The organism is Collinsella sp. AF04-24 (genome assembly GCF_003465685.1).
Lineage (GTDB): Bacteria > Actinomycetota > Coriobacteriia > Coriobacteriales > Coriobacteriaceae > Collinsella > Collinsella aerofaciens_AP.
Genome location: NZ_QSBK01000021.1, coordinates 1 through 22,337, shown reverse-complemented (window position 1 = coordinate 22,337; position 22,337 = coordinate 1). Strand labels below are relative to the sequence as shown.

Below are 22,337 nucleotides of genomic sequence, written 5' to 3'. Positions count from 1 at the left end.
TTGTAATGAGTATCCGTACTCATATACCAGTTGGTCCTACCGACAAAAGAAAGGGGAGAGAACGTGAACAACTTGCTACGTTTGATTGGAAGGCGTCTTGTGGCGCTGCCGATCATGGCATTGGGCGTCACCGTCCTGGTGTTCTTCCTTATGTCGTTCTCCAAGACCGACCCCGCCTACACGGCGTTGGGTGACGGTGCCTCGCCCGAGGCGGTTGCCGAGTACCATGAGAAGTATGGTCTGGACGACCCCTGGCCTGTGCGCTACGTGCGCTATATGGGCGATTTGATCCATGGCGACATGGGCACCTATGGTGCTGCTCGCAACTCCGTTGCCAAGCGCATCTCCACGGCCCTGCCCGTCACGATGCAGCTGACCTTCATCGGCCTTGCCATCGGTGCGGTCGTTTCGTTTTTACTCGGCGTCATCGCGGCACTGTATCGCGACAAATGGCCGGACCAAGTGATCCGCGTCTTTTCCATCGCCGGCTTGGCAACCCCGTCGTTCTGGCTTGCCGTTCTGTTGATCCTGCTGTTCTCTTCCTACCTTAAGGTGCTTCCGGCATCGGGTGCTCTGCCTCACTTCACCACGAATCCGGCTGGCTATCTGGGACGTATGATCATGCCCGCTATCGCCTTGGCATTTCCGCTGACGGGCCAGATGACTCGTATCGTGCGTACCGCCATGGTCGAGGAGCTCGATAAGGATTATGTCCGTATGGCTCGCGGCGCCGGCGTTCCCGAGAAGGTCGTCGTCGGCATCAACGTTCTTCGCAATGCGCTGATCACCCCGGTCACCACCCTCGGTCTTAAGATCGGTTACCTCATGGGCGGCGCCGTCGTCATCGAGGTTATCTTCAACCTCCCCGGCATGGGCACCGCGATTCTGCAGGGCGTTCAGGGCAACGAGGCGAACCTGGTTCAGGGCGTCGTTATCGTCGTTGCTCTTGCCTTCATCATCATCAACATCGTGGTTGACATGCTCTACCTGCTCATCAACCCGCGCATCAGGACGGTGTAGATTATGGTAAAGATTCGAGAGAAGCAAACCGAGCAGCTCGAGAAGGCTGCCTCCAAGGGGCTCAAGCTCGGTGGCTGGAAGAAGATGACGCTGTCTTCTAAGATTGCCGCCGTCGTGTTGGTGCTGGTCGCCCTGACTGCGATTCTGGCGCCCCTTCTTGCCCCCTATAGCCCGGTCGAGATTTTTACGGCTCGCCAGGCTCCCGGCAACGGATTTATCTTCGGTACCGACGATAAGGGTCGCGACATTCTGTCGCGCATGCTCTACGGTGGTCGTTACTCGCTGATTATCGGCTTTGGCGCCACTGCCATGGCTCTGGTCTGCGGCTCGGTCGTGGGCGCCCTTGCGGCGGTTTCGCGCAAGGCCGTTTCCGAGACGATCATGCGTATCCTGGACATCATCATGTCCATCCCGGGCATCGCCCTCGCGGCCGTCTTCGTCTCCATCCTGGGCAACTCCGTGCCGTCGATCATCTTCGCCATCGGCTTTATGTACACTCCGCAGATTGCCCGTATCGTGCGCGCCAACATCGTGTCCGAGTACGGCGAGGACTATGTCCGCGCGGTCATCGTTTCCGGCGCCAAGGCTCCGTGGATTTTGATCAAGCATGTTCTGCGTAACTGCATCGCCCCGATCATGGTCTTCACCGTTACCCTGGTCGCCGACGCCATCATCTTCGAGGCCTCGCTGACCTTCATCGGCGCTGGTATCCAGGAGCCCACCGCTACCTGGGGCAACATCCTCGCCGACGCCCGCGGCGGCGTGCTCGCCGGCCGTTGGTGGCAGGCGCTGTTCCCGGGCCTGGCCATCATGATCACCTGCCTGGCGCTCAACATCCTCTCCGAGGGCATTACCGACGCCATGGCCGCTGCTCCCTCCGCCGCCCTGGATCCGACCGATTCCTCCAAGCGTCGCGAGGCCGACCTGCTGGTCTCCGACCCCGTTCGCGCCTACAAGGAGCAGGCCCAGTCCCTCTCCGCTCGCCTTGGCGCCCTGCGCGATGTCGAGCTCAAGCGTGACGATCGCCATGTGCCCGACGAGTCTGTTGAGCCGATCCTTTCGGTCCGCGATTTCTGCATTCAGTTTGAGCATCACGGTGATATCAACGTCGTCGACCATGTCAACTTTGACGTCCGTCCCGGCCAGACCATGGGCCTGGTGGGCGAGTCCGGTTGCGGTAAGTCCATCACCACGCTGGCCATCATGGGCCTGACCGACGATGACGAACATCTTTCCGGCGAGGTCCTCTGGGAGGGCCGCGACCTGCTCAAGATGAGCAAGAAGGAGTGGTTCGGCCTGCGCGGTACCGATATCGCTATGGTCTATCAGGACGCCCTGTCCTCGCTCAACCCCTCCATGCTCATCTCTGCCCAGATGAAGCAGCTCACCAAGCGCGGCGGCACCCGCAGCGCCGAGGAACTCCTGGAGCTCGTGGGCCTCGACCCCAAGCGTACGCTCGAGAGCTACCCGCATGAGCTTTCCGGTGGCCAGCGTCAGCGTGTCCTGATCGCTATGGCCCTTACCCGCGACCCCAAGCTGGTCATCTGCGACGAGCCCACGACCGCTCTGGACGTTACCGTCCAGAAGCAGGTCATCAAGCTGCTCAACGACCTTCAGGCCAAGCTCGGCTTTGCCATGATCTTCGTCTCGCATGACTTGGCGCTGGTCGCCGAGGTCGCCCATAACATCACGGTTATGTACGCCGGTCAGGTTATCGAGCAGGCGCCCACCAAGGAGCTGCTCACTAACCCGATCCACGAGTACACCCGCGGTCTTCTGGGCTCCGTTCTGTCCATCGAGAGCGGTTCGGGCCGCCTGCACCAGGTACCCGGCGCCGTTCCGAGCCCGCGCGATTTCCCCAAGGGCGATCGCTTCGCGCCCCGCTCGAGCCATCCGCGCATTGGCCTGGACACCCGTCCGGTCTTCAAGCGCGTGCCCGGCACCGAGCACTTCTATTCCGAGCTCCCCGACGAGGTGCTCAAGGCAAATGGTTTGACCCCTCACGCGGAGGTGATGTAGATGAGCGAGACCGCAGTCAACGGCGTCGAGCCGATCATCTTCCTTGATGACGTCCACGTCACCTTTAGGACCCGTACCGGCTCGATTCTGCACCCTAACCTGGTTCACGCCGTCCAGGGTGTAACGATTAGGCTCATGCCCGGTCAGACGATCGGCATCGTCGGCGAGTCCGGTTGCGGTAAGTCCACCACCGCCAACGTCATGTGCGGCCTGCAGGCCCCCACGAGCGGCAAGGTCTACTTTAAGGGCAAGGACGTTACCAAACGTACCGCCGAGGACCGTCGCCACATGGGTCGCGTCATCTCGGTCGTGTTCCAGAACCCGGCCACGGCACTCAACCCCCGCATGGTCGTTCGCGAGCAACTGCTCGACCCCATGCGCGTCCACAACCTGGGTACCGAGGCCGAGCAGGAGAAGCGCGTCAAGGAGCTCCTGGAGCTCACCGGTCTGCCCAGCTCCGCCGCCGAGGTTCTTCCCGGCCAGCTTTCGGGCGGCCAGCGCCAGCGCGTCGCAATTGCCCGTGCCCTGTCGTTGAACCCCGATGCCATCATCGCCGACGAGCCCACCTCGGCTCTGGACGTTTCGGTCCGCGCGCAGATTCTGAACCTGCTGACCGACCTTAAGAAGGAGCTCGGCCTGGCCATGGTGTTCATCAGCCATGACATCCAGACGGTCCGCTATATCTCTGACGACATCATCGTTATGAATGGCGGCAAGATCGTCGAGCAGGGCGAGGCCAAGCAGGTCTTCCAGCACCCTCAGGACCCCTACACCAAGATGCTGCTCGGTGCTGCGCCGTCGCTGCTGCATCCCAAGCTCGGCGAGTAGCCTCGCTTTCCCTCCCGTGCGCCCGGTTCCCTTGCCGGGCGCACCTCCGTTGCGATTTCGAAAGGTTGGGTTCACGAGCCATGCCAAGTGCTCAGGAGCTACAACAGCAATTTGGTGGGTATCGGGGCGCCATGCCCCGTCCATCAGATTTCGATCTCTTTTGGAAGGACCGCATGGCCGAGGCCGACGCCGTCGGGCTTGACTATGCGATCGAGACGGCATCGGTCACCGATGCCGTGACCTGCCAACTTTTCGACCTCTGGTATACCGGCATGTGTGGCGCTCGCCTGCATGCCAAGTACCTTAAACCCGTCTCGGACGAGCCCGTGCCATTGGTACTTCAGTTCCATGGATATCCGGGTGCAAGCCGCAGCTGGTTTGAGCAGGCGTCGTTTGCGGGCATGGGCATGGCACTCATCGCCCTCGACTGCCCCGGTCAAGGAGGTCCCTCCGAGGACATTGGTGGATTTGAGGGCACAACGGTCGCGGGCCATATCGTCGCCGGTATCGACGGCGACCCGGCCAACCTCTACTATGTCCGCTTGCACCAAGATATTCGCATCCTGTGTCGCATCGTTCGCGAGCTCGAGGGCATCAATCTTGCCCGTGTGTTTGTGAACGGCGCGTCGCAGGGCGGCGGTTTGGGCATTGCGACCTGTGCACTTAACAGCGAGCTTATCAATCGCGCCGCCATCCTCTATCCCTTCCTGTCGGATTTCCGCCTGGTCTGGGATTTGGATGCCGACGACATTGCCTACGAGGGCCTGCGCTATTGGTCTCGCTGGTTTGACGAGGACTCGACTCGTATCGACGAAGCCTATGCCAAGCTGGCGTACTTCGATTCCAAGAACTTTGCCCCTATGGTCAAATGCCCCGTGCTGTTTGGCACCGGCACAGCCGATACCGTCTGTCCTCCAGCGACGCAGTTTGCGGTCTATAACAACCTGACCTGTGAAAAGCGTCATGAGTTCTTTGAAGGCTTTGGCCACGAGGAGATTCAGGATTTTGACGATCTGATCATTCCGTTTTTCTGCAAGGGAGGGGAGGCTCATGTCTAAGTGCGAGAGCAATGTCAATGAGCTGATTGTCTCCGACCTTGTGGGGATTCCCGGAACGGTCTCGTCAAGGCTCGCTGATTTCCGGGATTGGCGCGGTGATGCTTCTGCGGATGTTTCCGAATTAGAGATAGCCGCTTCGGACCTTGAGGTTTGCGGGCCGAGTATTACGGCGATCGATTTCGCCAATCCGTATGCCCGCTACTCCGAGGTTTCCTTTGAGCTTGGTGGCGATGTGGTCCACGCACGTTTGATCGAGCCTGCCGGTCGCGCCCGAGCATCCGAGCTTGTGCCGCTATGTCTGATGTTTCACGACATCGACCGACCCGTGCGGGGATGGCATCACATGACGAGGTTTGCGGCCATGGGATATGCCGTGCTTGCGCTGGACGATGAGGCGATTGGATCCAGCGAGCTGCAGCAGGGGATTGCCTCTCCTGCTTTTGTCAAGCGCGTCCGTTGGGGTTGCGCGATGGCGAAGGTGGCGCGCAATCTTGATGGCGTGGACCCCGACCGCATCTTTGCATGGGGCGAGGGCCTTGGCGGCGGAGTCGCGCTGGCGATTTCTGCTCTGGACGAGCGGGGCCTCGCCTGCACGGCGGTTGCCAATCCAATTCCCGGTGGCCTCGAGGCGTTGTCGTCTCGGGTGCGTGGATCGGTGCTCATGGGCACATCGCTCATGGATGCCGTGAGTGATCCCAAGGGCCAGTTTGCCGTATTCAACGGTCTTGAGTGTGACCGGAGGCATATCATCTATGCCAAATACGCTCATGAGCGCATCAACGCGTTCGAAAACGAAGTCATCGACTTTTTTAACCAAACGTTCTACCCGTGTTCTTTGGCCTAGACGGCCTGGACACTGCCAACAAGAGTGGGTGGCATAGGGCCGCCCGCCAGACAACTAAGGAGATTCTTGTGGCAACTCAGAAATTCACCGGCGTTATCCCTCCCGTCGTTGTTCCCGATACCGAAGACCACCAGCTCGACGTTGCCTCCTTTGAGCGCAGCATCAACCGCATGATCGATGCCGGCGTCGATGGCCTGTTCTTCCTGGGCTCTTCGGGCGAGGTCGTTTTCTCCACCGATGAGCGTCGTCGCCAGATCATCGCCGAGGCCGTTCGTATCGTCGACCACCGCGTGCCCGTCCTGGTCGGCATCATCGATACCGAGACCGAGCGCATGATCGAGCACGGTAAGGTCGCTCAGGAGCTGGGCGCCGATGCGCTTGTCGCCACCTGCCCGTTCTATGCCCTGCAGGGCATGACCGAGGTCGAGGAGCACTTCCGCATCCTGCACGAGGAGCTCGACCTGCCCATCTTTGCCTATGACATTCCCGTCTGCGTTCACACCAAGCTCCCCTGGAAGCTCCTTGCCAAGCTCGGCGCCGAGGGCGTCCTTGCTGGCGTCAAGGATTCCTCGGGTGATGACATCTCGTTCCGCTATCTCGTTCAGGAGAACGAGAAGAACGGCCATCCGATGAGCATCCTCACCGGTCACGAGGTTGTTGTCGACGGCGCTTACCTCGGTGGCGCCGACGGTTCTGTCCCGGGCCTTGCCAACGTTGAGCCCGAGGGCTACGTGCGCCAGTGGAAGGCCGCTCAGGCCGGCGACTGGGCTACCGTCAAGGCCGAGCAGGATCGCCTCAATGAGATTTCGCACATCTGGGACGTCACCTCGGGCGTCCAGGGCTATGCCGGTGGCGTCGGCGCCTTCAAGACCGCTATGAACCTCATGGGCATCTTCGACAGCCCGACCATGCCGCGCCCGGTGAAGGCCATGACCGGCGAGAACGTCGAGGCGATTAGGAAGGTCCTTCAGGACAACGGTCTCCTGTAAAGCTTCCCAGGCACCCGACCTCGCCGTTCAACCGTGTGGCCATGACCCATTAGGTCAATGGCCACACGGTTTCTCGGCGATCTCGGACACCTGGAAAACCTTTACTGCGCTGTGACGGCTAGCCTGACGGCGCATTTCCTGTAGTTGTTTTTATCTCCGAAGGAGAGCGACATGGAGAACAAGTACGTCTGCTCTGTCGATATCGGCGGAACTAAAATTGCGACTGCCATCATGGAGTACCCGGCTGACGGTAGTGTGCCCCATCCCGTTTTTGAGGCCGAGGTTCCTACCGAGGCCCAGGAGGGCGGCGAGGCCGTCTTCCAGCGTATCGAGGCGTCTATCAAGGCCGCTCTTGAGGCGAATCCCGATGTCGAGGTTCTCGGTGTCGGTATCGGTGCCGCAGGCGTCGTCGATCCCAAGACGGGCACCATTGCTTATGCCAATGAGATCATGCCCGGCTGGTCCGGCGTTCAGTTGGGGCCGCGTCTGCGCGAGGACCTTGGTCTTCCCGTTGCCGTTGTGGGCGACGTGCAGGCTCATGCTCTGGGCGAGGCCCACTGGGGCGTCGGCAAGGGCAAGTTCTCCGTCTTGTGCCTGGGAATCGGTACGGGCATCGGTGGCGCATATGTCGAGAACGGCCGCGTGATGCAGGGCTTCCATGGTGCTGCCGGTCATATGGGCCACATCGAGTGCTCGGCTGCCGCCGGCATTCCCTGCGCCTGCGGGCGTTCCGGCCATCTTGAGTCTGTTGCTTCGGGCACCTCGATTGGCCGTATGTACGACGAACGCTTCGGTCGAGTTGACCCCAGCCGTCCTTCGGTCGGTCGCGACGTGAACGACCTGTGTCGTGCTGGCGACGCAAAGGCGACCGAGGTCATCCATGATGCCGGCTTTGCGTTGGGTGCCAGCTTGGGCTCGCTCGCTAACATCCTGGACCCTGAGGTCATCGTGCTTTCGGGCGGCGTAATTCATCAGGGTCCCGATTGGCGTTCGCAGACGTGGAAGGATTCGGTGCACGAGGGCTATGCCAGCCAGGCGCTCGATCCGCTCCAGGACACGCCGATTCTCATCGGGTCTCTGGAGGGCGATGCTCCGCTCATCGGTGCCGCCGAACACCTTCTTGCGTCGTTGAAGTAAACATAACTACCAAGTGCGCCTTCTGAGGTGCCGCAGATTGACGCGAAAGAGGAGCGAAGCGTACTTCGGTACGCGAGCGACGGTTTGAACGTCAAGGTGCGGTGTCTCAGAAGGCTGTTTTGAGAAAGGTTGAGTCGCACATGACCGTTGATCCTTTGATTCAATCCCTGAAGGGTAAGCTCGTCGTGAGCGTTCAGGCGTATATGGGCGAGCCGCTTCGTACGCCCGAGACCATGGCTCAAATGTCTCGCGCTTGCGAACTCGGCGGCGCCGCCGCCATTCGCTGCCAGGGCCTTGCCGACATTGCCGCCATTAAGGGTCGCTGTGAGGTTCCTGTTATTGGCCTATGGAAGGATGGACACGAGGGCGTTTACATCACGCCGACGCTGCGTCACGCCCGCGCCTGCGTTGCTGCTGGTGCCGATATCGTGGCGATCGACGCCACCGATCGTCCGCGCCCCGATGGCAAGACGGTCGAGGATACCTTCCGTCCGCTGCACGAGGAGGGTGTGCTCCTGATGGCGGATTGTGCCACCATCGAGGACATTCGCCGTGCGGTTGATATGGGCTTCGACCTGGTATCTACCACGCTCTCTCACGGTGTCGCCGCCATCGACTGCACCATGGCCGATGGCCCCGACCTGCCGCTCCTGCGTCAGGCGACCGAGGAATTCCCCGGCCTTCCCATCATTTGCGAGGGTCGCGTGCATACGCCCGAGGAGGCTCGCGCCGCGATCGATGCTGGCGCCTGGGCCGTTGTCGTCGGCACCGCCATCACGCACCCCACGAGTATTACAAGTTGGTTCAAGGCTGCGCTTGAGGCGTAAGACAGGCCTCGTATCCGCTCGGGGCGGTATACTCAATAAAGGCAATTGACCGCGCGGGATCCGGGTTGCTGGGTCCCGCGCTTGTTTTCGGGAGGCAGCACATGCAAAAGGGAGATGCCATGGATGCGGCGGAGCGCTCGGAGCGCATCCCCGATATCGTCATCATCACCGGAATGTCCGGATCGGGCCGCACGCAGGCCATGCACGTGTTCGAGGACATGGGCTATTTTTGCATCGATAACCTGCCTCCGCGTCTGATCGCCCAGCTTGCCGAGCTCGTCGGCATTAATACGGGCGTGGGCAGGCATCTCGCCGTCACCTGCGATTTGCGTAGCCAGGGCTTGTTCGATGAGCTGCTCGATGCGGTCGCCGCGCTCGAAGAGCGCGAGATGAGCTGCGACATCGTGTTCCTGGAGGCTTCTGACGAGGTGCTGATTCGTCGCTACAGCGAAAATCGCCGCCGTCATCCCATTGCCAAGCCGGGGGAGACTACGGCCGATGCCATTCAGCGCGAGCGCCTTCAGCTGCAGGGCGTGCGCGATCGAGCCGATATGATTATCGACACGAGTCGTCTGCGCACCTCTGCGCTGCGCAACAAGCTACGTATGGCATTTTCCGAGCTGTCCGACCAACAGCTCATGGACGTCCATGTGTTCTCGTTTGGCTTTAAGCACGGCATGCCCGTCGAGGCGGACATTATGATCGACGTCCGCTTCCTGCCCAATCCGTTTTACGATCCCGAGATGCGCACGATGACCGGTCTCGATAAAAAGGTCTCCGATTTTGTTCTGGACCACCCCAAGACGCAGGAGTTTTGGAAGGCTTGGACACAGCTGCTCGATACGGTGATGCCGGGCTATATCGCGGAGGGTAAGCCGCAGCTTTCTATCGCCATCGGCTGCACGGGCGGACAGCACCGTAGCGTCGCCATTGCCGAGGCCACGGCCCGTTACCTGGAAGGCGCCCAGTATCACGTGAGCATCTCCCACCGCGACCTGTCGCGCGCCAACACGAAGGCATAGGCCTGCATGTCGTTTACCGCTGAGGTGCGCGACGAGCTTGCGCGCTGCGAACCCGAATGTGAATACTGCGATTTGTCGACGCTTGCCGCCCTGACGCGTGTGAGCGGTACGCTTTCGTTGGCCGGCTCCGGGCGGTATCGTTTGACGGTCGCGACCGAGACGGGAGCCGTCGCGCGCACGATGATCACGCTGACGCATCGCATCCTTAAGCTCAAAACGGAATTCACCGTTCGTAAATCGGTCTTGCATAAGGTCCGTAACTATCTCATTACCCTGCCCGATCAACCCGACTTGGACAAGGCTCTGGTGCTGCTGGGCATTCTAGACCGCAGAGGAGGGCTCGTCGCTGGTGTTCCCCGACACATCGTTGCCCGTCCCTGCTGCAGGCTTGCCTACATCCGCGGCGCGCTCATCGCGGGCGGCTTCGTGGCCGATCCACGCGGCGATTTCCATTTGGAGATCGCGGTGCAGGGCGAGCAGTATGCCCGGGGACTTTGCGACCTGTTGGGGCAGATTGGGGTCCATGCTCGTGTTAATGCGCGGCGGGGGTCATATGCCGTGTACATTAAGAGCGCCGAGGAAATCGAGCATCTATTAAAGCTGATTGGTGCCAAGCGCAGCGTTGCCGAGATTGAGGAGGCGCGCGCGGTCAAGTTGGTTAAGAACGATGTGAACCGTCGCGTGAACGCCGAGCTCGCCAACCAGACCAGAAGCGCCGGTGCTGCCCAGCATCAGCTTGCGCTTATCGATGAGCTCGAGCAGCGCGGCCTTCGCGATGCGCTTCCGGATGCCTTGGCGGTCTTTTGCGACCTGCGCGAGCGCTATCCCGATCTGTCGCTGCGTGATTTAGGGGAGATGGCTGACCCTCCCTTGTCGAAGTCGGCCCTCTACCATCGAGTTTTGAGGCTTGAAAAGCTCATTGAAGCAAACAGGTAGTTTATAGTATCGACTTATATACGGATTTAGCTGCTATTTTATTCTTTAAAACGTTTTAACGTAAATTTGATTTTCAATTTCGACTATTCTCGTGAAATTCAAGTCAAAAAAAAGGTATATTAGGCGAGTGGTTAGTTTGTGGGCCTCAACGGCGGGCGCTGTAGCTTGCGGGGGCCTTACGAAAGGAGACACAATGGCAGTAAAGGTTGCTATTAACGGCTTCGGTCGCATCGGTCGTCTGGCCTTCCGTCAGATGTTCGGTCATGAGGGCTCCGAGATCGTCGCTATCAACGACCTCACCTCTCCCGATATGCTCGCTTACCTGCTGAAGTACGACTCCACGCAGGGCAACTATGCTCGCGATCACGAGGTCGTTGCTGGCGAGGATTCCATCACCGTTGACGGCAAGGAGATTAAGATCTACAAGGAGGCCGACGCCAACAACCTGCCTTGGGGCGACCTCGACGTCGACGTCGTTCTCGAGTGCACCGGCTTCTACACCAGCAAGGCTAAGGCTCAGGCTCACATCAACGCTGGCGCCAAGAAGGTCGTCATCTCCGCTCCGGCCGGCAGCGATCTGCCCACCATCGTGTACAACGTCAACCATGAGACGCTGACCGCTGAGGACAACATCATCTCCGCTGCTTCCTGCACCACCAACTGCCTCGCCCCGATGGCCAAGGGTCTTAACGACTTCGCTCCCATCGTGTCCGGCATCATGACTACCATTCACGCCTGGACTGGCGACCAGATGCCGCTCGACGGCCCGCAGCGCAAGGGCAACAAGCGTCGTAGCCGTGCCTGCGCCGTTAACATCGTCCCCAACACCACCGGTGCTGCCAAGGCTATCGGCCTGGTTCTCCCCGAGCTCAACGGTAAGCTCATCGGTGCCGCCCAGCGCGTCCCGACGCCGACCGGCTCCATCACCAACCTCTACGCTGTCGTTGACAAGAAGGTCACCGTCGACGAGGTCAACGCTGCTATGAAGGCTTACGCTGCCACCATCTCCGAGACATTCGGTTACAACGAGGACGACATCGTCTCCACCGACATCATCGGCGAGACCCACGGCTCCATCTTCGACGCCACTCAGACCATGTGCTCTGACCTCGGCAACGGCCAGACCCTCGTTCAGGTCACCTCTTGGTACGACAACGAGAACTCCTACACCTCTCAGATGGTCCGCACCATCAAGTACTTCGAGAAGTTCGTTGCTTAATTTAGCTTTTAGCGAATAGCTCGTTGAGCGTCTAAAGAAGGGCGCGGCCTTATAGGGCTTACACCCTAGGGTCGCGCCCTTTTTATAGGAAATCGTCTGCCGTAATGGGAGGCAGACACGTACGAAAGGTAGAAGCAAACATGGCCTTTACCAAGAAGACCGTCCGCGACATCGATGTCGACGGCAAGCGCGTTCTCGTCCGCGTTGACTTTAACGTGCCTATCAAGGATGGCGTCGTTGGCGATACCACCCGCATCAAGGCTGCCCTGCCCACCATCAACTACCTCGTTGAGCACAACGCTCGCGTCATCCTCATGAGCCACCTCGGCCGTCCCGATGGCACCGGCTTCCAGCCCGAGCTCTCCCTTGAGCCTGTCGCCAAGAAGCTCGCTGAGCTCTCTGGTCTCGATGTTGCCTTTGTCGCCGACACCTACGGCGAGAAGGCTGCTGAGGCTGTTGCCGCCGTCGAGCCGGGCAAGGTCCTCGTTCTCGAGAACGTCCGTTTTGACAAGCGTGAGAAGAAGAACGATCCCGAGATCGCCAAGAAGCTCGCTTCCTATGGTGACGTCTTCGTTCTCGATGCTTTCGGTACCGCTCACCGCGCCCAGGGTTCCGTCGTGGGTCCCGCCGCTTACCTGCCTGCCGTCGCCGGCTTCCTGCTCGAGAAGGAGGTCGACACGCTGACCGGCATCTTCGCCGAGCCCGAGCGCCCCTTCGTCGCTATCGTCGGCGGTTCCAAGGTTTCCTCCAAGATCGGCGTTCTCGATCACCTCATCGACTCCGCTGATACCCTGATCATCGGTGGCGGCATGGCCTACACCTTCTTCCTGGCTCAGGGCCTGACCGTCGGTCAGTCCCTCAAGGAAGAGGACTGGGTCGAGCGCGCTGGCGAGATGCTCAAGAAGGCCGAGGAGAAGGGCGTCAAGATCCTGCTCCCCATCGACAACCGCGTTGCCGATCACTTTGGCGAGGACGCTGTCCCCGAGGTTGTCGCTTCCGACGCTATCCCCGACGATCGTGAGGGCATGGACATCGGCCCCAAGACCGAGGAACTTTACGCCGAGGCCGTCAAGGGTGCCAAGACCGTGTTCTGGAACGGCCCCATGGGTGTCTTCGAGTTCGACAACTTCGCTCACGGCACCCAGGCTATCGCCGAGGCCGTCGCCGAGGCCGACTGCACCTCGATCATCGGCGGTGGCGACTCTGTCGCGGCTGTCAACAAGTTCAACCTGGCCGACAAGATGAGCTGGATCTCCACCGGTGGTGGCGCTTCCATGGAGCTCGTCGAGGGTAAGGCCCTGCCCGGAGTGGAGGCGCTTCTCGATGCCTAATCGCACCCTTCTTATCGCTGGTAACTGGAAGATGAACAACGACGTCGCTGAGGCCGCCAAGCTCGCCGACGAGCTGGCTCAGGCTCTGCCCGAGGTTCCGGCTGGCGTCGAGGTGCTCGTCTGCCCTCCGACCATTGACATCACCACGGTTCATGACCGCATTCAGGCTGCCCCCATCGCCCTCGGTGCACAGAACGTGTACTGGGAGGCCAAGGGTGCCTTCACCGGTGAGTCCTCTTGCGACATGCTCAAGTCCGCTGGCTGCACCTACTGCATCATCGGCCACTCCGAGCGTCGCGACTACTTCCACGAGACCGACGAGGACCAGAACAAGAAGGCCAAGGCCCTCGTTGCCGCCGGTCTTGTTCCCGTCTTCTGCTGCGGCGAGTCCCTCGAGGTCCGCGAGGCTGGTACCTATGTCGAGCACGTCGTGAACCAGGTCAAGGCTGGCCTTGCTGGTCTTGAGATCACCTGCCCCAAGCAGGTCGTCGTCGCCTACGAGCCCATCTGGGCCATCGGCACCGGAAAGACCGCTACCGCTGAGGACGCCCAGGAGGTCTGCGGCGCTATCCGTGAGACCCTCAAGGAGATGTTTGGCGAGGAGCTCGCCGACGGCATCCGCGTCCTGTACGGTGGTTCCGCTAAGCCCGGCAACATTGCCGAGCTCGTCGCCAAGCCCGACGTTGACGGCGCCCTCGTGGGCGGCGCTTCGCTCAAGGCTGCCGACTTCGCCTCTATGGTCGTCAAGGCAGGCGAGTAGGACATATGGCACAGCGTCATCTTCCTGCACTCCTGATCATCATGGATGGCTGCGGCCTTGCTCCGGCTGATGGCGAGAACGCCGTCGCCGCTGCCAAGACGCCCTTCCTTGATAGCCTGTACGCTCAGTATCCCCACACCACGCTCGGCGCTTCGGGCGAGGACGTGGGCCTTCCCGACGGTCAGATGGGCAACTCCGAGGTAGGCCACCTCAACATCGGTGCCGGCCGCATCGTGTTCCAGGAGCTTTCGCGCATCAATAACGCTATCAAGGACGGCTCCATCGCCAAGAACGAGGTCTTCGTTAAGGCTATGGACGATGTCAAGGCCGAGGGCAAGACCCTGCACCTCATGGGCCTTATGAGCCCTGGCGGCGTTCATTCTCACATGAACCATGTCGAGGCCCTGGTCAAGATGGCTGCCCAGCATGGCGTCAAGACCGTTCGCGTCCACGCCTTTATGGATGGTCGCGATGTCGACCCGCAGTCCGGTGCCGGCTACATGAGCGAGTTCTGCGCCTTCCTGGCTAAGATTTCCGAGGAGACCGGTTGCGACGCTCGCGTCGCCACCGTTTCGGGCCGCTATTGGGCCATGGACCGCGACAACCGTTGGGAGCGCATCCAGCGCGCCTACGACGTCATGGTCAATGCATCCGATGCCGATACCGATCCCGTGGCCGGTATCAAGGCCTACTACGAGAAGGACCCGCGCGGCGACGAGTTCGTCGAGCCCTTCGCTGCCCACAACGAGGGCATCCACGAGGGTGACGCGGCCATCTTCTTCAACTTCCGTCCCGACCGCGCCCGTCAGATGACCCGCGTGTTCACGGACAAGGAGTTCGACGGCTTTGAGCGCGAGCAGATCAAGCTCTCGCACTTTGTGACGATGACCGAGTACGATCCGACGTTTGACGTCGAGGTCGCCTTCCCCAAGACGTTCCCCGAGAACGTTCTGGCCGACGTCATCGCAGCCAATGGCTTGAAGCAGCTGCACACCGCCGAGACCGAGAAGTACGCTCACGTGACGTTCTTCCTCAACGGTGGCATCGAGGGGCCCAAGGAGGGCGAGGAGCGCGTGCTCGTCGCTTCCCCCAAGGTCGCTACCTACGATCTGCAGCCCGAGATGAGCGCTCCCGAGGTTACTGAGAAGCTCGTCGCCGCAATCAACGAGGATCGCGCTGATTTCTACATCGTGAACTTCGCGAACTGCGACATGGTTGGTCACACCGGTGTCTTCGACGCCGCCGTTAAGGCCGTCGAGGCTGTTGACGATGCTCTGTCCAAGGTTGTCCCGGCGATTCTCGCTAAGGGCGGCTTTGCGCTGATTACCGCCGACCATGGCAACGCCGACCACATGTTTGACGTTGCTTCCGACGGTTCCAAGCATCCGTTTACGGCTCACACCACCAACCGCGTGCCGTTCATCATCGTTGATGATAAGGCCAAGCTCACCGGTATCGAGGACGGCCGTCTTTCCGATATCGCTCCGACAATGCTCACCATGGCTGGTATTGAGCCTTCCGCCGAGATGACGGGTCGCGTGCTCGCCACCGAGGCCTAATAGAAAACAAATACCGTTTTCTAGTAAGGGGGTTGTCCACAACCGGACGACCCCCTTTTTGGTATTTCTGCCATTTCTAACCCGTCCCTAAATGGCAGGTGGGGGAGTGTTGGGGGTTGTGGTACAGTACTGGAGTTTTAATTGTTCTATTAAGGAGCTTATCTATGGGTCCGTTCCAGATTCTTCTGTTTGTCGTTTGGGCTGTTTCTGCCGTGGCGCTGACGATTCTCGTTCTGATGCATTCCGGTAAGGGCACCGGCGTTTCGGATATGATCGCTAGCTCGCTGTATAACTCCAGCTCTGCCACGGGCGTCATGGAGCAGAACCTCGATCGCCTGACGGTAATTATGGCCGTCGTTTTTGCCGTGTGTGTCGTTCTGTGCATGTTTTTCTTCCCGCAGGGCATCGTCGGCTACTAAGCATCGGCGTATATACGTTTGTAAGGGGTCCCACATGTGCGGGGCCCTTTTTGTTTACAGACTTGTAACAGAGCCAAAATATCCCCACATACTTCGCCCAACTAAAGAAATTCTCGACCGTTAACCGGAATCAGCGCCAAATTGTGCATAAAATGCGCTACTGTATTGCAAAACGTTGGCCCGCATTGCATAACCAGCCATAACAGCGGACCGCGTTTGAATGGTTCGATTGGGCTGTCTCGACGTTGCCCGGCCGAATTCACTTTGTCCTATCTCATAAGGAGGATGGCATGGCTGATTCTATGTTCCACCAGCCCGTTATGGGTCGTCGCGCCTTTGTTGGCGGCACCCTCGCTGCGAGCTCCATGGCTTTTCTTGCCGCATGCGGCAAGAAGGGCGGCGACGCTTCCGGTTCTGAGTCCGGTTCGACGCTGAACTTCTACATCAACAACCCGGTCTGCATCGACCCCTACAACGTCCAGGAGGATCAGGGCACTCAGGTCGAGTACCAGCTCTTCGACGCTCTGACGGAGTACGATAACGAGAAGGGCGAGATCGTTCCGCTGGCTTGCGAGTCCTTTGAGGCTAACGACGACGCCACCGAGTTCACCTTCAAGATCAAGAAGGCCAAGTTCCATAACGGTGACGACGTTACCTCCAAGTCCTTCAAGCTCGGTTGGGAGCGCCTGGTCAACACCAAGTCGGCCATCGCTACCGAGTATGGTCCTTCCGAGGTCTCCTATCACCTTTCCATGGTCGAGGGCTATGACGATCTACTTGCCGGTAACGCTACCGAGCTCAGCGGTGTTACTTGCCCCGACGATGAGACCCTCGTCGTTAAGCTGTCTTCCGCTTACGCCGACTTCCCCTTCGTCGCCTCTCACCCGGCTCTGTCCCCGGTTCCCGAGTGCGCCGAGACCGATGTCAAGAGCTTCTATCTTGCCCCGGTCGGCAACGGCCCGTTCATGATGGACGGTAAGTGGGAGGATGGTCAGGAGATCAACCTCAAGAAGTTCGACGATTATTATGGCGACAAGGCCAAGATCGACGCCATCCACTTCCAGGTCATCAAGGACGTGGAGACCGCTTACAAGGAGTTCCAGGCCGGTAACCTCGATGTCTGCGACGTTCCCGTTGCTCAGATCGACGCCGCCAAGAAGGACCGCGGCGAGTCCAAGGATGGCTACACCATGAGTGATGGTGCGCGCATGCTGCTCGGTTCCGAGCCTTCCACGTACTATCTGACGTGCAACACCACGGCCGAGCCGTTCAACAACGCTGACCTGCGTAGGGGCATCTCCCTGGCTATCAACCGTGAGGCCATCTGCAAGACCATCTTCAAGGGCACCCGTACCCCCGCTGACGGCATCGTTCCTCCGGGAATCGCCGGCTACAAGGAGGGCGCATGGGAGTTCTGCGCCTACGACGTCGACAAGGCTAACGAGTACCTCGACAAGGTCGCTCCCGCTGGCGCTAACGGCGATCGTGGCATCAATGTGACCCTGTCCTACAACCAGGACGGCGGCCACAAGGAGATCATGGAGTCCATCATCGGCGACCTCGCCAAGGTGGGCGTCACCGCCGTCTCCGATACCCCTGAGTGGTCTGCCCTGCTCGAGCAGTATCAGAACTTCAACTATCAGTTCGGCCGTCTGGGCTGGATCGCCGATTACCCGATCATGGACAACTTCCTGTATCCGCTGTTCCACTCCGACTCCCTGGGTGGCGACAACCGCTCCGGTTACAGCAACCCCGACTTTGACGCCAAGGTTGACGAGGCCCGTGCCACGGTTGACGACGACGAGCGTATCGCCAAGATGCAGGAGGCCGACGCCATGGTCGCCGCCGACTGCCCGGTCATCCCGGTGATGTTCTACACGCACACCATCGCTGGCTCCGACCGCGTCAAGTACCTCTACGTTGATCCGCAGAAGCACGCCGATCTGGGTACCGCTGAGCTCGCCTAAGAGTTTGCAGCTTCCGTGAGGGTCAAGTATTTACGTAGACCTCATGGGAAACATACAGTTCCCCCTAACCTGGGGTAAACTGGCTGATGGTAATTTTGGGATGCCGGTCTGGCGATCGGCATCCCATTTAGGTTAATCCCTAGATAGGGGAGTGGTATGGGTAAGTACATCGTTAAACGTGTGCTTCAGTTCATCCCGGTGTTTTTGGGCGTCACGCTGATTCTGTTCGCCCTCCAGAATATCGTGCCGGGAGATCCGATCAAGCTGATCGGTGGAGACAAGGCTCTGTCCCCCGAGGTAGAGCTTCAGCTTCGCGTACGCTATCACCTGGTCCAGACGGACGAGGACGGTAACGCGATCCTTGACGAGAACGGCGATCCCGTTCAGACGTCGCTTGTAGACCGTTATCTGTATTACATGAACGGTCTGCTTCATGGCGATCTGGGTAATTCGTACCAGCGCAAGCTGCCGGTTACGGAAATCTTTGCCCAGAAGTATCCGTATACGGTCAAACTCGCCGCGTGCGCCATCGTGCTCGAGGCGATCATGGGTATCGGTGCGGGTATCATTTCGGCGGTAAAGCGTTATTCCTTCTGGGATATTTTGGTAACGCTGGCCACGTCGATCCTCGTTGCCGTTCCCGCCTTCTGGCTCGGCATGCTGCTGCAGCTGTTCTTCGGCGTCATCCTTAAGGACCTCACCGGCGGCGCATTCTCCATGCCGATTTCGGGTGCCGGCGGTTCCAGCTCTCAGTATCAGGATTGGATGCACTATGTGCTTCCGACCATTACGCTGGCTTCGGTTTCGACCGCTTATGCTGCCCGCATTATGCGTTCGCAGCTGCTTGACGTCATGAACCAAGATTACATCCGTACGGCAAAGGCCAAGGGTCTCTCCAATCGCGCGATCATCATCAAGCATGCGCTTAAGAATGCACTCATCCCCGTCGTTACCTATATTGGTGTCGACTTTGGCGGCATGCTTTCGGGTGCCATCCTGACCGAAACGGTCTTTAACTGGCCCGGTATCGGCTATGAGGTCTATCGCGCCATCAGCATGCGTGACTGGCCCATCGTTATGGGCGGCGTTACGCTCGTCGTCGTCGTCGTCATGGTGATCAACCTGCTCGTCGACATTAGCTATGCATTCCTCGACCCGCGCATCCGCCTTGGCGGTCCGTCGGATAAGGCCTAAGGGAGGTACGTCTCATGCAGGAAACTGATTCTCAGTCTCAGGAGCAGGCTACCGCCACCAAGGCCGCATCTGCTCCCGCCAAGTCCCGCACGCTGTGGGGCGACGCTTTTAAGCGTCTTCGCAAGAACAAGCTCGCCGTTATCGGTGTCTGCTGGATCATCGTCGTCGTTTTGGTTGCCCTGACCGCAGATCTGTGGGCTAAGCCCTGGCTCGGTTCGCCGACGGCTTCCGACTCGACCACCATGGCCGAGACGTCGCTGCTGGCTCCGTGTGCCGAGCACCCGTTTGGCACCGACGCCCTTGGCCGCGACATTCTCGTTCGTGTTATCTACGGTGCACGTGTTTCGCTTTCCGTCGGTATTATGGCCACCGCCATCTCCACGGTGATCGGTCTGGTCATGGGCGCCCTTGCCGGTTTCTATGGCGGCATCTGGGATACGATTATCATGCGCTGCGCGGACATCTTCCTGGCGTTCCCGTACGTGCTGTTCGTCGTCGCCATGATCGCCGTTATCGGCCGTGGCCTTCAGAACGTCTTTATCGCCATCGGTATTCTCGGCTGGCCTTCGATTGCGCGCGTCTTTAGATCCGCGATCCTCACGGTCAAAGAGAACGACTATGTTGACGCCGCCCGTGCCATGGGTGCATCCGATGCCCGTATCGTTATGCGCCATATCTTCCCGAACTCCGTTGCTTCCATCGTGGTCTACGCGACCATGAACATCGGCGGCGCTATTCTGACCGAGTCCGCTCTGTCCTTCCTCGGCATGGGCGTTATTCCGCCTACGCCTTCGTGGGGCTCCATGATTCAGGACGGTCAGCAGTATCTTCTGACTGCTCCCTGGATGATGATCATGCCCGGTCTGGCAATTCTCTCGACGGTGCTCGCCTTCACCCTGCTGGGTGACGGTTTGCGCGACGCCCTCGACGTCAAGATGAAGGACGCATAAGGATGAAGAAGAACAAGAACTATGTGGACCTGAAGGACCAGCCGGTTCCCGAGGGCCAGCATCTGCTCGAGGTCGATGACCTTAAGATGTATTTCCACACCGAAGATGGCGTCGTTCGCGCTGTCGACGGTGTCTCCTACACGCTCGATCGTGGCGAGACCCTCGGTGTCGTCGGTGAGTCCGGCTCCGGTAAGTCCGTGACCGCCATGACCATCATGGGTCTTATCTCGATGCCTCCGGGAAAGATTGAGGGCGGCGACGTTCGCTATCGCGGTCGTTCTATCCTCGAGATGACCGAGGAAGAGATGCAGCACATTCGCGGTAACGATATCGCGATGATCTTCCAGGATCCTATGACCTCCTTGAACCCGGTCTATAAGATCGGCAAGCAGGTGGGCGAGGGCCTTCGTCTGCACCGTGGCTACTCCAAGCAGGAGGCGCTCAAGCGCGCCACCGAGCTTTTGGACCTCGTGGGTATCCCCGAGCCCGAGAAGCGCGTCAATGAGTATCCGCACCAGTTCTCCGGCGGTATGCGTCAGCGCGTCATGATCGCCATGGCTCTTGCCTGCGATCCCGATATCCTGATTGCCGACGAGCCCACGACGGCTCTGGATGTTACCATTCAGGCTCAGATTATCGAGCTCATGCAGGAGATGCAGGAGAAGAACGGCAACGCCATTATTATGATTACCCATGACCTGGGCGTCGTCGCCGATATGGCCGATAAGATTATGGTTATGTACGCCGGCCGTCCCGTCGAGTTCGGTACTGCTGAGGAAATCTTCTACGAGAGCCGCCATCCCTACACCTGGGGTCTTATTCGCTCCATCCCGGAGCAGGCCATCGATGAGAAGAAGCCGCTGACGCCGATTCACGGCAACCCGCCTTCGCTCATGAATCTGCCCGAGGGGTGCGTCTTCTCTCCTCGCTGCCCCTATGCGACGGACAAGTGCCGCAAGCAGCGCCCCGAGCGCGTTGTCACCGAGTCCGGCCACTATTCTGCGTGCCATTATTCCGGTGACCCCGAGTTCCTCAAGAACGCCCCTGAGACGTCCCGCACGCGCAAGGATTCCAAGAAGGGAGGCGAGGCGTAAATGACAGACAATAACGAGCGCACTCCGCTGCTGAAGGTCGAGCATCTTTCTAAGGAGTTCCCCGCAGAGTCCGGCATGTTCGCCAAGCGTTTTTCCAAGCGCGTCGTCTCTGCTGTGAATGACATTTCGTTCGAGATTTATCCGGGCGAGACCTTTGGCCTGGTCGGCGAGTCTGGTTGCGGTAAGTCCACCACGGGCCGCACCATCATGCGCCTGACCAAGCCGACGGCAGGTAAGGTGTTCTTCCAGGGCAAAGACGTTGCCGAGATGAGCAAGCATGAGATCAAGGACATGCGTCGTGAGATGCAGTTCATCTTCCAGGACCCCTATGCTTCGCTCAATCCTCGTATGACCATCGGCGAGATCGTCTCCGAGCCCATGACTATTCATGGCGTGGGCACCAAGGAGGAGCGCATTGAGCGTGTCCGTGAGCTGCTGGACGTCGTCGGCCTCAACCCCGAGCACATCAACCGCTATCCGCACGAGTTCTCGGGCGGTCAGCGTCAGCGTGTCGGCATCGCCCGTGCGTTCGCTCTGAAGCCCAAGCTGATCATCTGCGACGAGCCCGTTTCCGCTCTGGATGTTTCCATTCAGGCCCAGGTTCTGAACCTGCTCAAGGAACTTCAGGACAAGTTCGGTACGGCCTATCTCTTCATTGCCCACGACCTGTCCGTCGTGCAGCACATCTCCGATCGCGTTGCCGTTATGTATCTGGGTAAGATGGTCGAGGTTTCGGACTGGAAGACGCTCTATAGCGAGCCTCACCATCCGTACACGCAGTCGCTGCTATCTGCCGTGCCGGTTCCCGATCCGGATATTCAGAAGACCCGCAAGCGCATCATCCTCGCCGGCGATCCGCCGTCGCCGCTGGATCCGCCGACCGGCTGCCGTTTCCACACGCGCTGCCCGATCGCGCAGGGCATCTGCTCCGAGAAGCTTCCTGAGTTTAAGGAAGTTGCCCCGGGCCACTGCTGCGCCTGCCACTTCGCGGAGCCGTTCCCGATCAAGGAATCGCACATCGACCTGTAGCCGGTTGTTATCGTTCGGGCCCGTGCTGGACTTAGTTTTCAGAACGTCCTCGACCATGGAAACCCCCTTATCCTGCTCCTTCGGAGCTGCGGATAAGGGGGTTTCCTGGTCTGCGGAATGTTCTGAAAACTAAGT

Annotated in this window: 20 protein-coding genes; all 20 read left to right on the top strand. The window is 59.6% G+C overall.

The genetic code is table 11. The features are described from left to right. Positions 1-63 precede the first annotated feature (63 nt). The 20 genes from DWV32_RS08470 (at position 64) to DWV32_RS08375 (ending at position 22,202) form a co-directional block, all read left to right on the top strand. Positions 64-1,020, top strand: coding sequence for an ABC transporter permease (locus tag DWV32_RS08470; protein ID WP_055251823.1), 957 nt, complete (start codon positions 64-66; stop codon positions 1,018-1,020). Between the two features lie 3 nt (positions 1,021-1,023). Then, complete coding sequence (locus DWV32_RS08465; protein ID WP_035138893.1) at positions 1,024-3,039, top strand: dipeptide/oligopeptide/nickel ABC transporter permease/ATP-binding protein; 2,016 nt, start codon at positions 1,024-1,026, stop codon at positions 3,037-3,039. Beyond that, positions 3,040-3,867: an ABC transporter ATP-binding protein gene (locus tag DWV32_RS08460; protein WP_089573612.1), complete on the top strand. Its 828-nt coding sequence runs from the start codon at positions 3,040-3,042 to the stop codon at positions 3,865-3,867. An 80-nt stretch (positions 3,868-3,947) separates the two neighbouring features. After that, positions 3,948-4,925 (top strand): acetylxylan esterase, encoded by a 978-nt coding sequence (locus DWV32_RS08455; protein ID WP_089573613.1) that lies wholly within the window; start codon positions 3,948-3,950, stop codon positions 4,923-4,925. After that, complete coding sequence (locus DWV32_RS08450) at positions 4,918-5,769, top strand: acetylxylan esterase (protein WP_117757879.1); 852 nt, start codon at positions 4,918-4,920, stop codon at positions 5,767-5,769. The genes DWV32_RS08455 and DWV32_RS08450 overlap by 8 nt, the downstream gene beginning before the upstream one ends. A gap of 68 nt (positions 5,770-5,837) precedes the next feature. Beyond that, positions 5,838-6,758: a dihydrodipicolinate synthase family protein gene (locus tag DWV32_RS08445; RefSeq protein WP_089573615.1), complete on the top strand. Its 921-nt coding sequence runs from the start codon at positions 5,838-5,840 to the stop codon at positions 6,756-6,758. A gap of 171 nt (positions 6,759-6,929) precedes the next feature. Next, a complete protein-coding gene (locus DWV32_RS08440; protein ID WP_117757878.1) occupies positions 6,930-7,895 on the top strand; it encodes an ROK family protein in 966 nt (321 codons plus the stop codon). A 140-nt stretch (positions 7,896-8,035) separates the two neighbouring features. Continuing rightward, positions 8,036-8,722 carry an N-acetylmannosamine-6-phosphate 2-epimerase gene (locus DWV32_RS08435; protein WP_022094877.1) on the top strand — a complete coding sequence of 229 codons (687 nt, stop codon included), beginning with the start codon at positions 8,036-8,038 and terminating at the stop codon, positions 8,720-8,722. A gap of 101 nt (positions 8,723-8,823) precedes the next feature. Beyond that, positions 8,824-9,744: an RNase adapter RapZ gene (gene rapZ / locus DWV32_RS08430; protein WP_022094878.1), complete on the top strand. Its 921-nt coding sequence runs from the start codon at positions 8,824-8,826 to the stop codon at positions 9,742-9,744. Between the two features lie 6 nt (positions 9,745-9,750). Further along, positions 9,751-10,680 carry a DNA-binding protein WhiA gene (whiA, locus tag DWV32_RS08425; protein ID WP_117564872.1) on the top strand — a complete coding sequence of 310 codons (930 nt, stop codon included), beginning with the start codon at positions 9,751-9,753 and terminating at the stop codon, positions 10,678-10,680. A 193-nt stretch (positions 10,681-10,873) separates the two neighbouring features. Further along, positions 10,874-11,899, top strand: coding sequence for a type I glyceraldehyde-3-phosphate dehydrogenase (gap, locus tag DWV32_RS08420; RefSeq protein WP_022094880.1), 1,026 nt, complete (start codon positions 10,874-10,876; stop codon positions 11,897-11,899). Positions 11,900-12,039: 140 nt separating this feature from the next. Then, positions 12,040-13,230, top strand: coding sequence for a phosphoglycerate kinase (gene pgk, locus DWV32_RS08415; RefSeq protein ID WP_117564871.1), 1,191 nt, complete (start codon positions 12,040-12,042; stop codon positions 13,228-13,230). Further along, positions 13,223-13,990, top strand: coding sequence for a triose-phosphate isomerase (tpiA, locus tag DWV32_RS08410; protein ID WP_089572945.1), 768 nt, complete (start codon positions 13,223-13,225; stop codon positions 13,988-13,990). Before pgk ends, tpiA begins: the two co-directional genes overlap by 8 nt. A 5-nt stretch (positions 13,991-13,995) precedes the next feature. After that, positions 13,996-15,549, top strand: a complete 1,554-nt coding sequence (gene gpmI / locus DWV32_RS08405) for a 2,3-bisphosphoglycerate-independent phosphoglycerate mutase (RefSeq protein ID WP_117757877.1) — start codon at positions 13,996-13,998, stop codon at positions 15,547-15,549. A 164-nt stretch (positions 15,550-15,713) separates the two neighbouring features. Next, the gene (gene secG, locus DWV32_RS08400) at positions 15,714-15,968 is read left to right on the top strand and encodes a preprotein translocase subunit SecG (RefSeq protein WP_006236144.1); all 255 of its coding nucleotides are present in this window, start codon (positions 15,714-15,716) and stop codon (positions 15,966-15,968) included. Between the two features lie 290 nt (positions 15,969-16,258). Then, on the top strand, positions 16,259-17,935 hold the full coding sequence (locus DWV32_RS08395; RefSeq protein ID WP_117757876.1) for an ABC transporter substrate-binding protein: 1,677 nt from the start codon (positions 16,259-16,261) through the stop codon (positions 17,933-17,935). A gap of 156 nt (positions 17,936-18,091) precedes the next feature. Next, complete coding sequence (locus DWV32_RS08390) at positions 18,092-19,129, top strand: ABC transporter permease (protein ID WP_117757875.1); 1,038 nt, start codon at positions 18,092-18,094, stop codon at positions 19,127-19,129. Between the two features lie 14 nt (positions 19,130-19,143). Then, complete coding sequence (locus DWV32_RS08385; RefSeq protein WP_117584279.1) at positions 19,144-20,079, top strand: ABC transporter permease; 936 nt, start codon at positions 19,144-19,146, stop codon at positions 20,077-20,079. Between the two features lie 2 nt (positions 20,080-20,081). Then, on the top strand, positions 20,082-21,173 hold the full coding sequence (locus DWV32_RS08380; protein WP_117564867.1) for an ABC transporter ATP-binding protein: 1,092 nt from the start codon (positions 20,082-20,084) through the stop codon (positions 21,171-21,173). Then, a complete protein-coding gene (locus DWV32_RS08375; protein ID WP_117564866.1) occupies positions 21,174-22,202 on the top strand; it encodes an ABC transporter ATP-binding protein in 1,029 nt (342 codons plus the stop codon). It abuts the gene before it with no gap. The last annotated feature ends 135 nt before the right edge of the window (positions 22,203-22,337 follow it).

Coding starts and splice junctions, on each gene's coding strand:
- tpiA (WP_089572945.1), top strand. CDS start 13,223: ATGCCTAATCGCACCCTTCTTATCGCTGGTAACTGGAAGATGAACAAC.
- DWV32_RS08440 (WP_117757878.1), top strand. CDS start 6,930: ATGGAGAACAAGTACGTCTGCTCTGTCGATATCGGCGGAACTAAAATT.
- DWV32_RS08450 (WP_117757879.1), top strand. CDS start 4,918: ATGTCTAAGTGCGAGAGCAATGTCAATGAGCTGATTGTCTCCGACCTT.
- DWV32_RS08390 (WP_117757875.1), top strand. CDS start 18,092: ATGGGTAAGTACATCGTTAAACGTGTGCTTCAGTTCATCCCGGTGTTT.
- gap (WP_022094880.1), top strand. CDS start 10,874: ATGGCAGTAAAGGTTGCTATTAACGGCTTCGGTCGCATCGGTCGTCTG.
- secG (WP_006236144.1), top strand. CDS start 15,714: ATGGGTCCGTTCCAGATTCTTCTGTTTGTCGTTTGGGCTGTTTCTGCC.
- DWV32_RS08460 (WP_089573612.1), top strand. CDS start 3,040: ATGAGCGAGACCGCAGTCAACGGCGTCGAGCCGATCATCTTCCTTGAT.
- DWV32_RS08395 (WP_117757876.1), top strand. CDS start 16,259: ATGGCTGATTCTATGTTCCACCAGCCCGTTATGGGTCGTCGCGCCTTT.
- DWV32_RS08385 (WP_117584279.1), top strand. CDS start 19,144: ATGCAGGAAACTGATTCTCAGTCTCAGGAGCAGGCTACCGCCACCAAG.
- DWV32_RS08465 (WP_035138893.1), top strand. CDS start 1,024: ATGGTAAAGATTCGAGAGAAGCAAACCGAGCAGCTCGAGAAGGCTGCC.
- rapZ (WP_022094878.1), top strand. CDS start 8,824: ATGCAAAAGGGAGATGCCATGGATGCGGCGGAGCGCTCGGAGCGCATC.
- whiA (WP_117564872.1), top strand. CDS start 9,751: ATGTCGTTTACCGCTGAGGTGCGCGACGAGCTTGCGCGCTGCGAACCC.
- DWV32_RS08455 (WP_089573613.1), top strand. CDS start 3,948: ATGCCAAGTGCTCAGGAGCTACAACAGCAATTTGGTGGGTATCGGGGC.
- DWV32_RS08375 (WP_117564866.1), top strand. CDS start 21,174: ATGACAGACAATAACGAGCGCACTCCGCTGCTGAAGGTCGAGCATCTT.
- DWV32_RS08380 (WP_117564867.1), top strand. CDS start 20,082: ATGAAGAAGAACAAGAACTATGTGGACCTGAAGGACCAGCCGGTTCCC.
- gpmI (WP_117757877.1), top strand. CDS start 13,996: ATGGCACAGCGTCATCTTCCTGCACTCCTGATCATCATGGATGGCTGC.
- DWV32_RS08435 (WP_022094877.1), top strand. CDS start 8,036: ATGACCGTTGATCCTTTGATTCAATCCCTGAAGGGTAAGCTCGTCGTG.
- pgk (WP_117564871.1), top strand. CDS start 12,040: ATGGCCTTTACCAAGAAGACCGTCCGCGACATCGATGTCGACGGCAAG.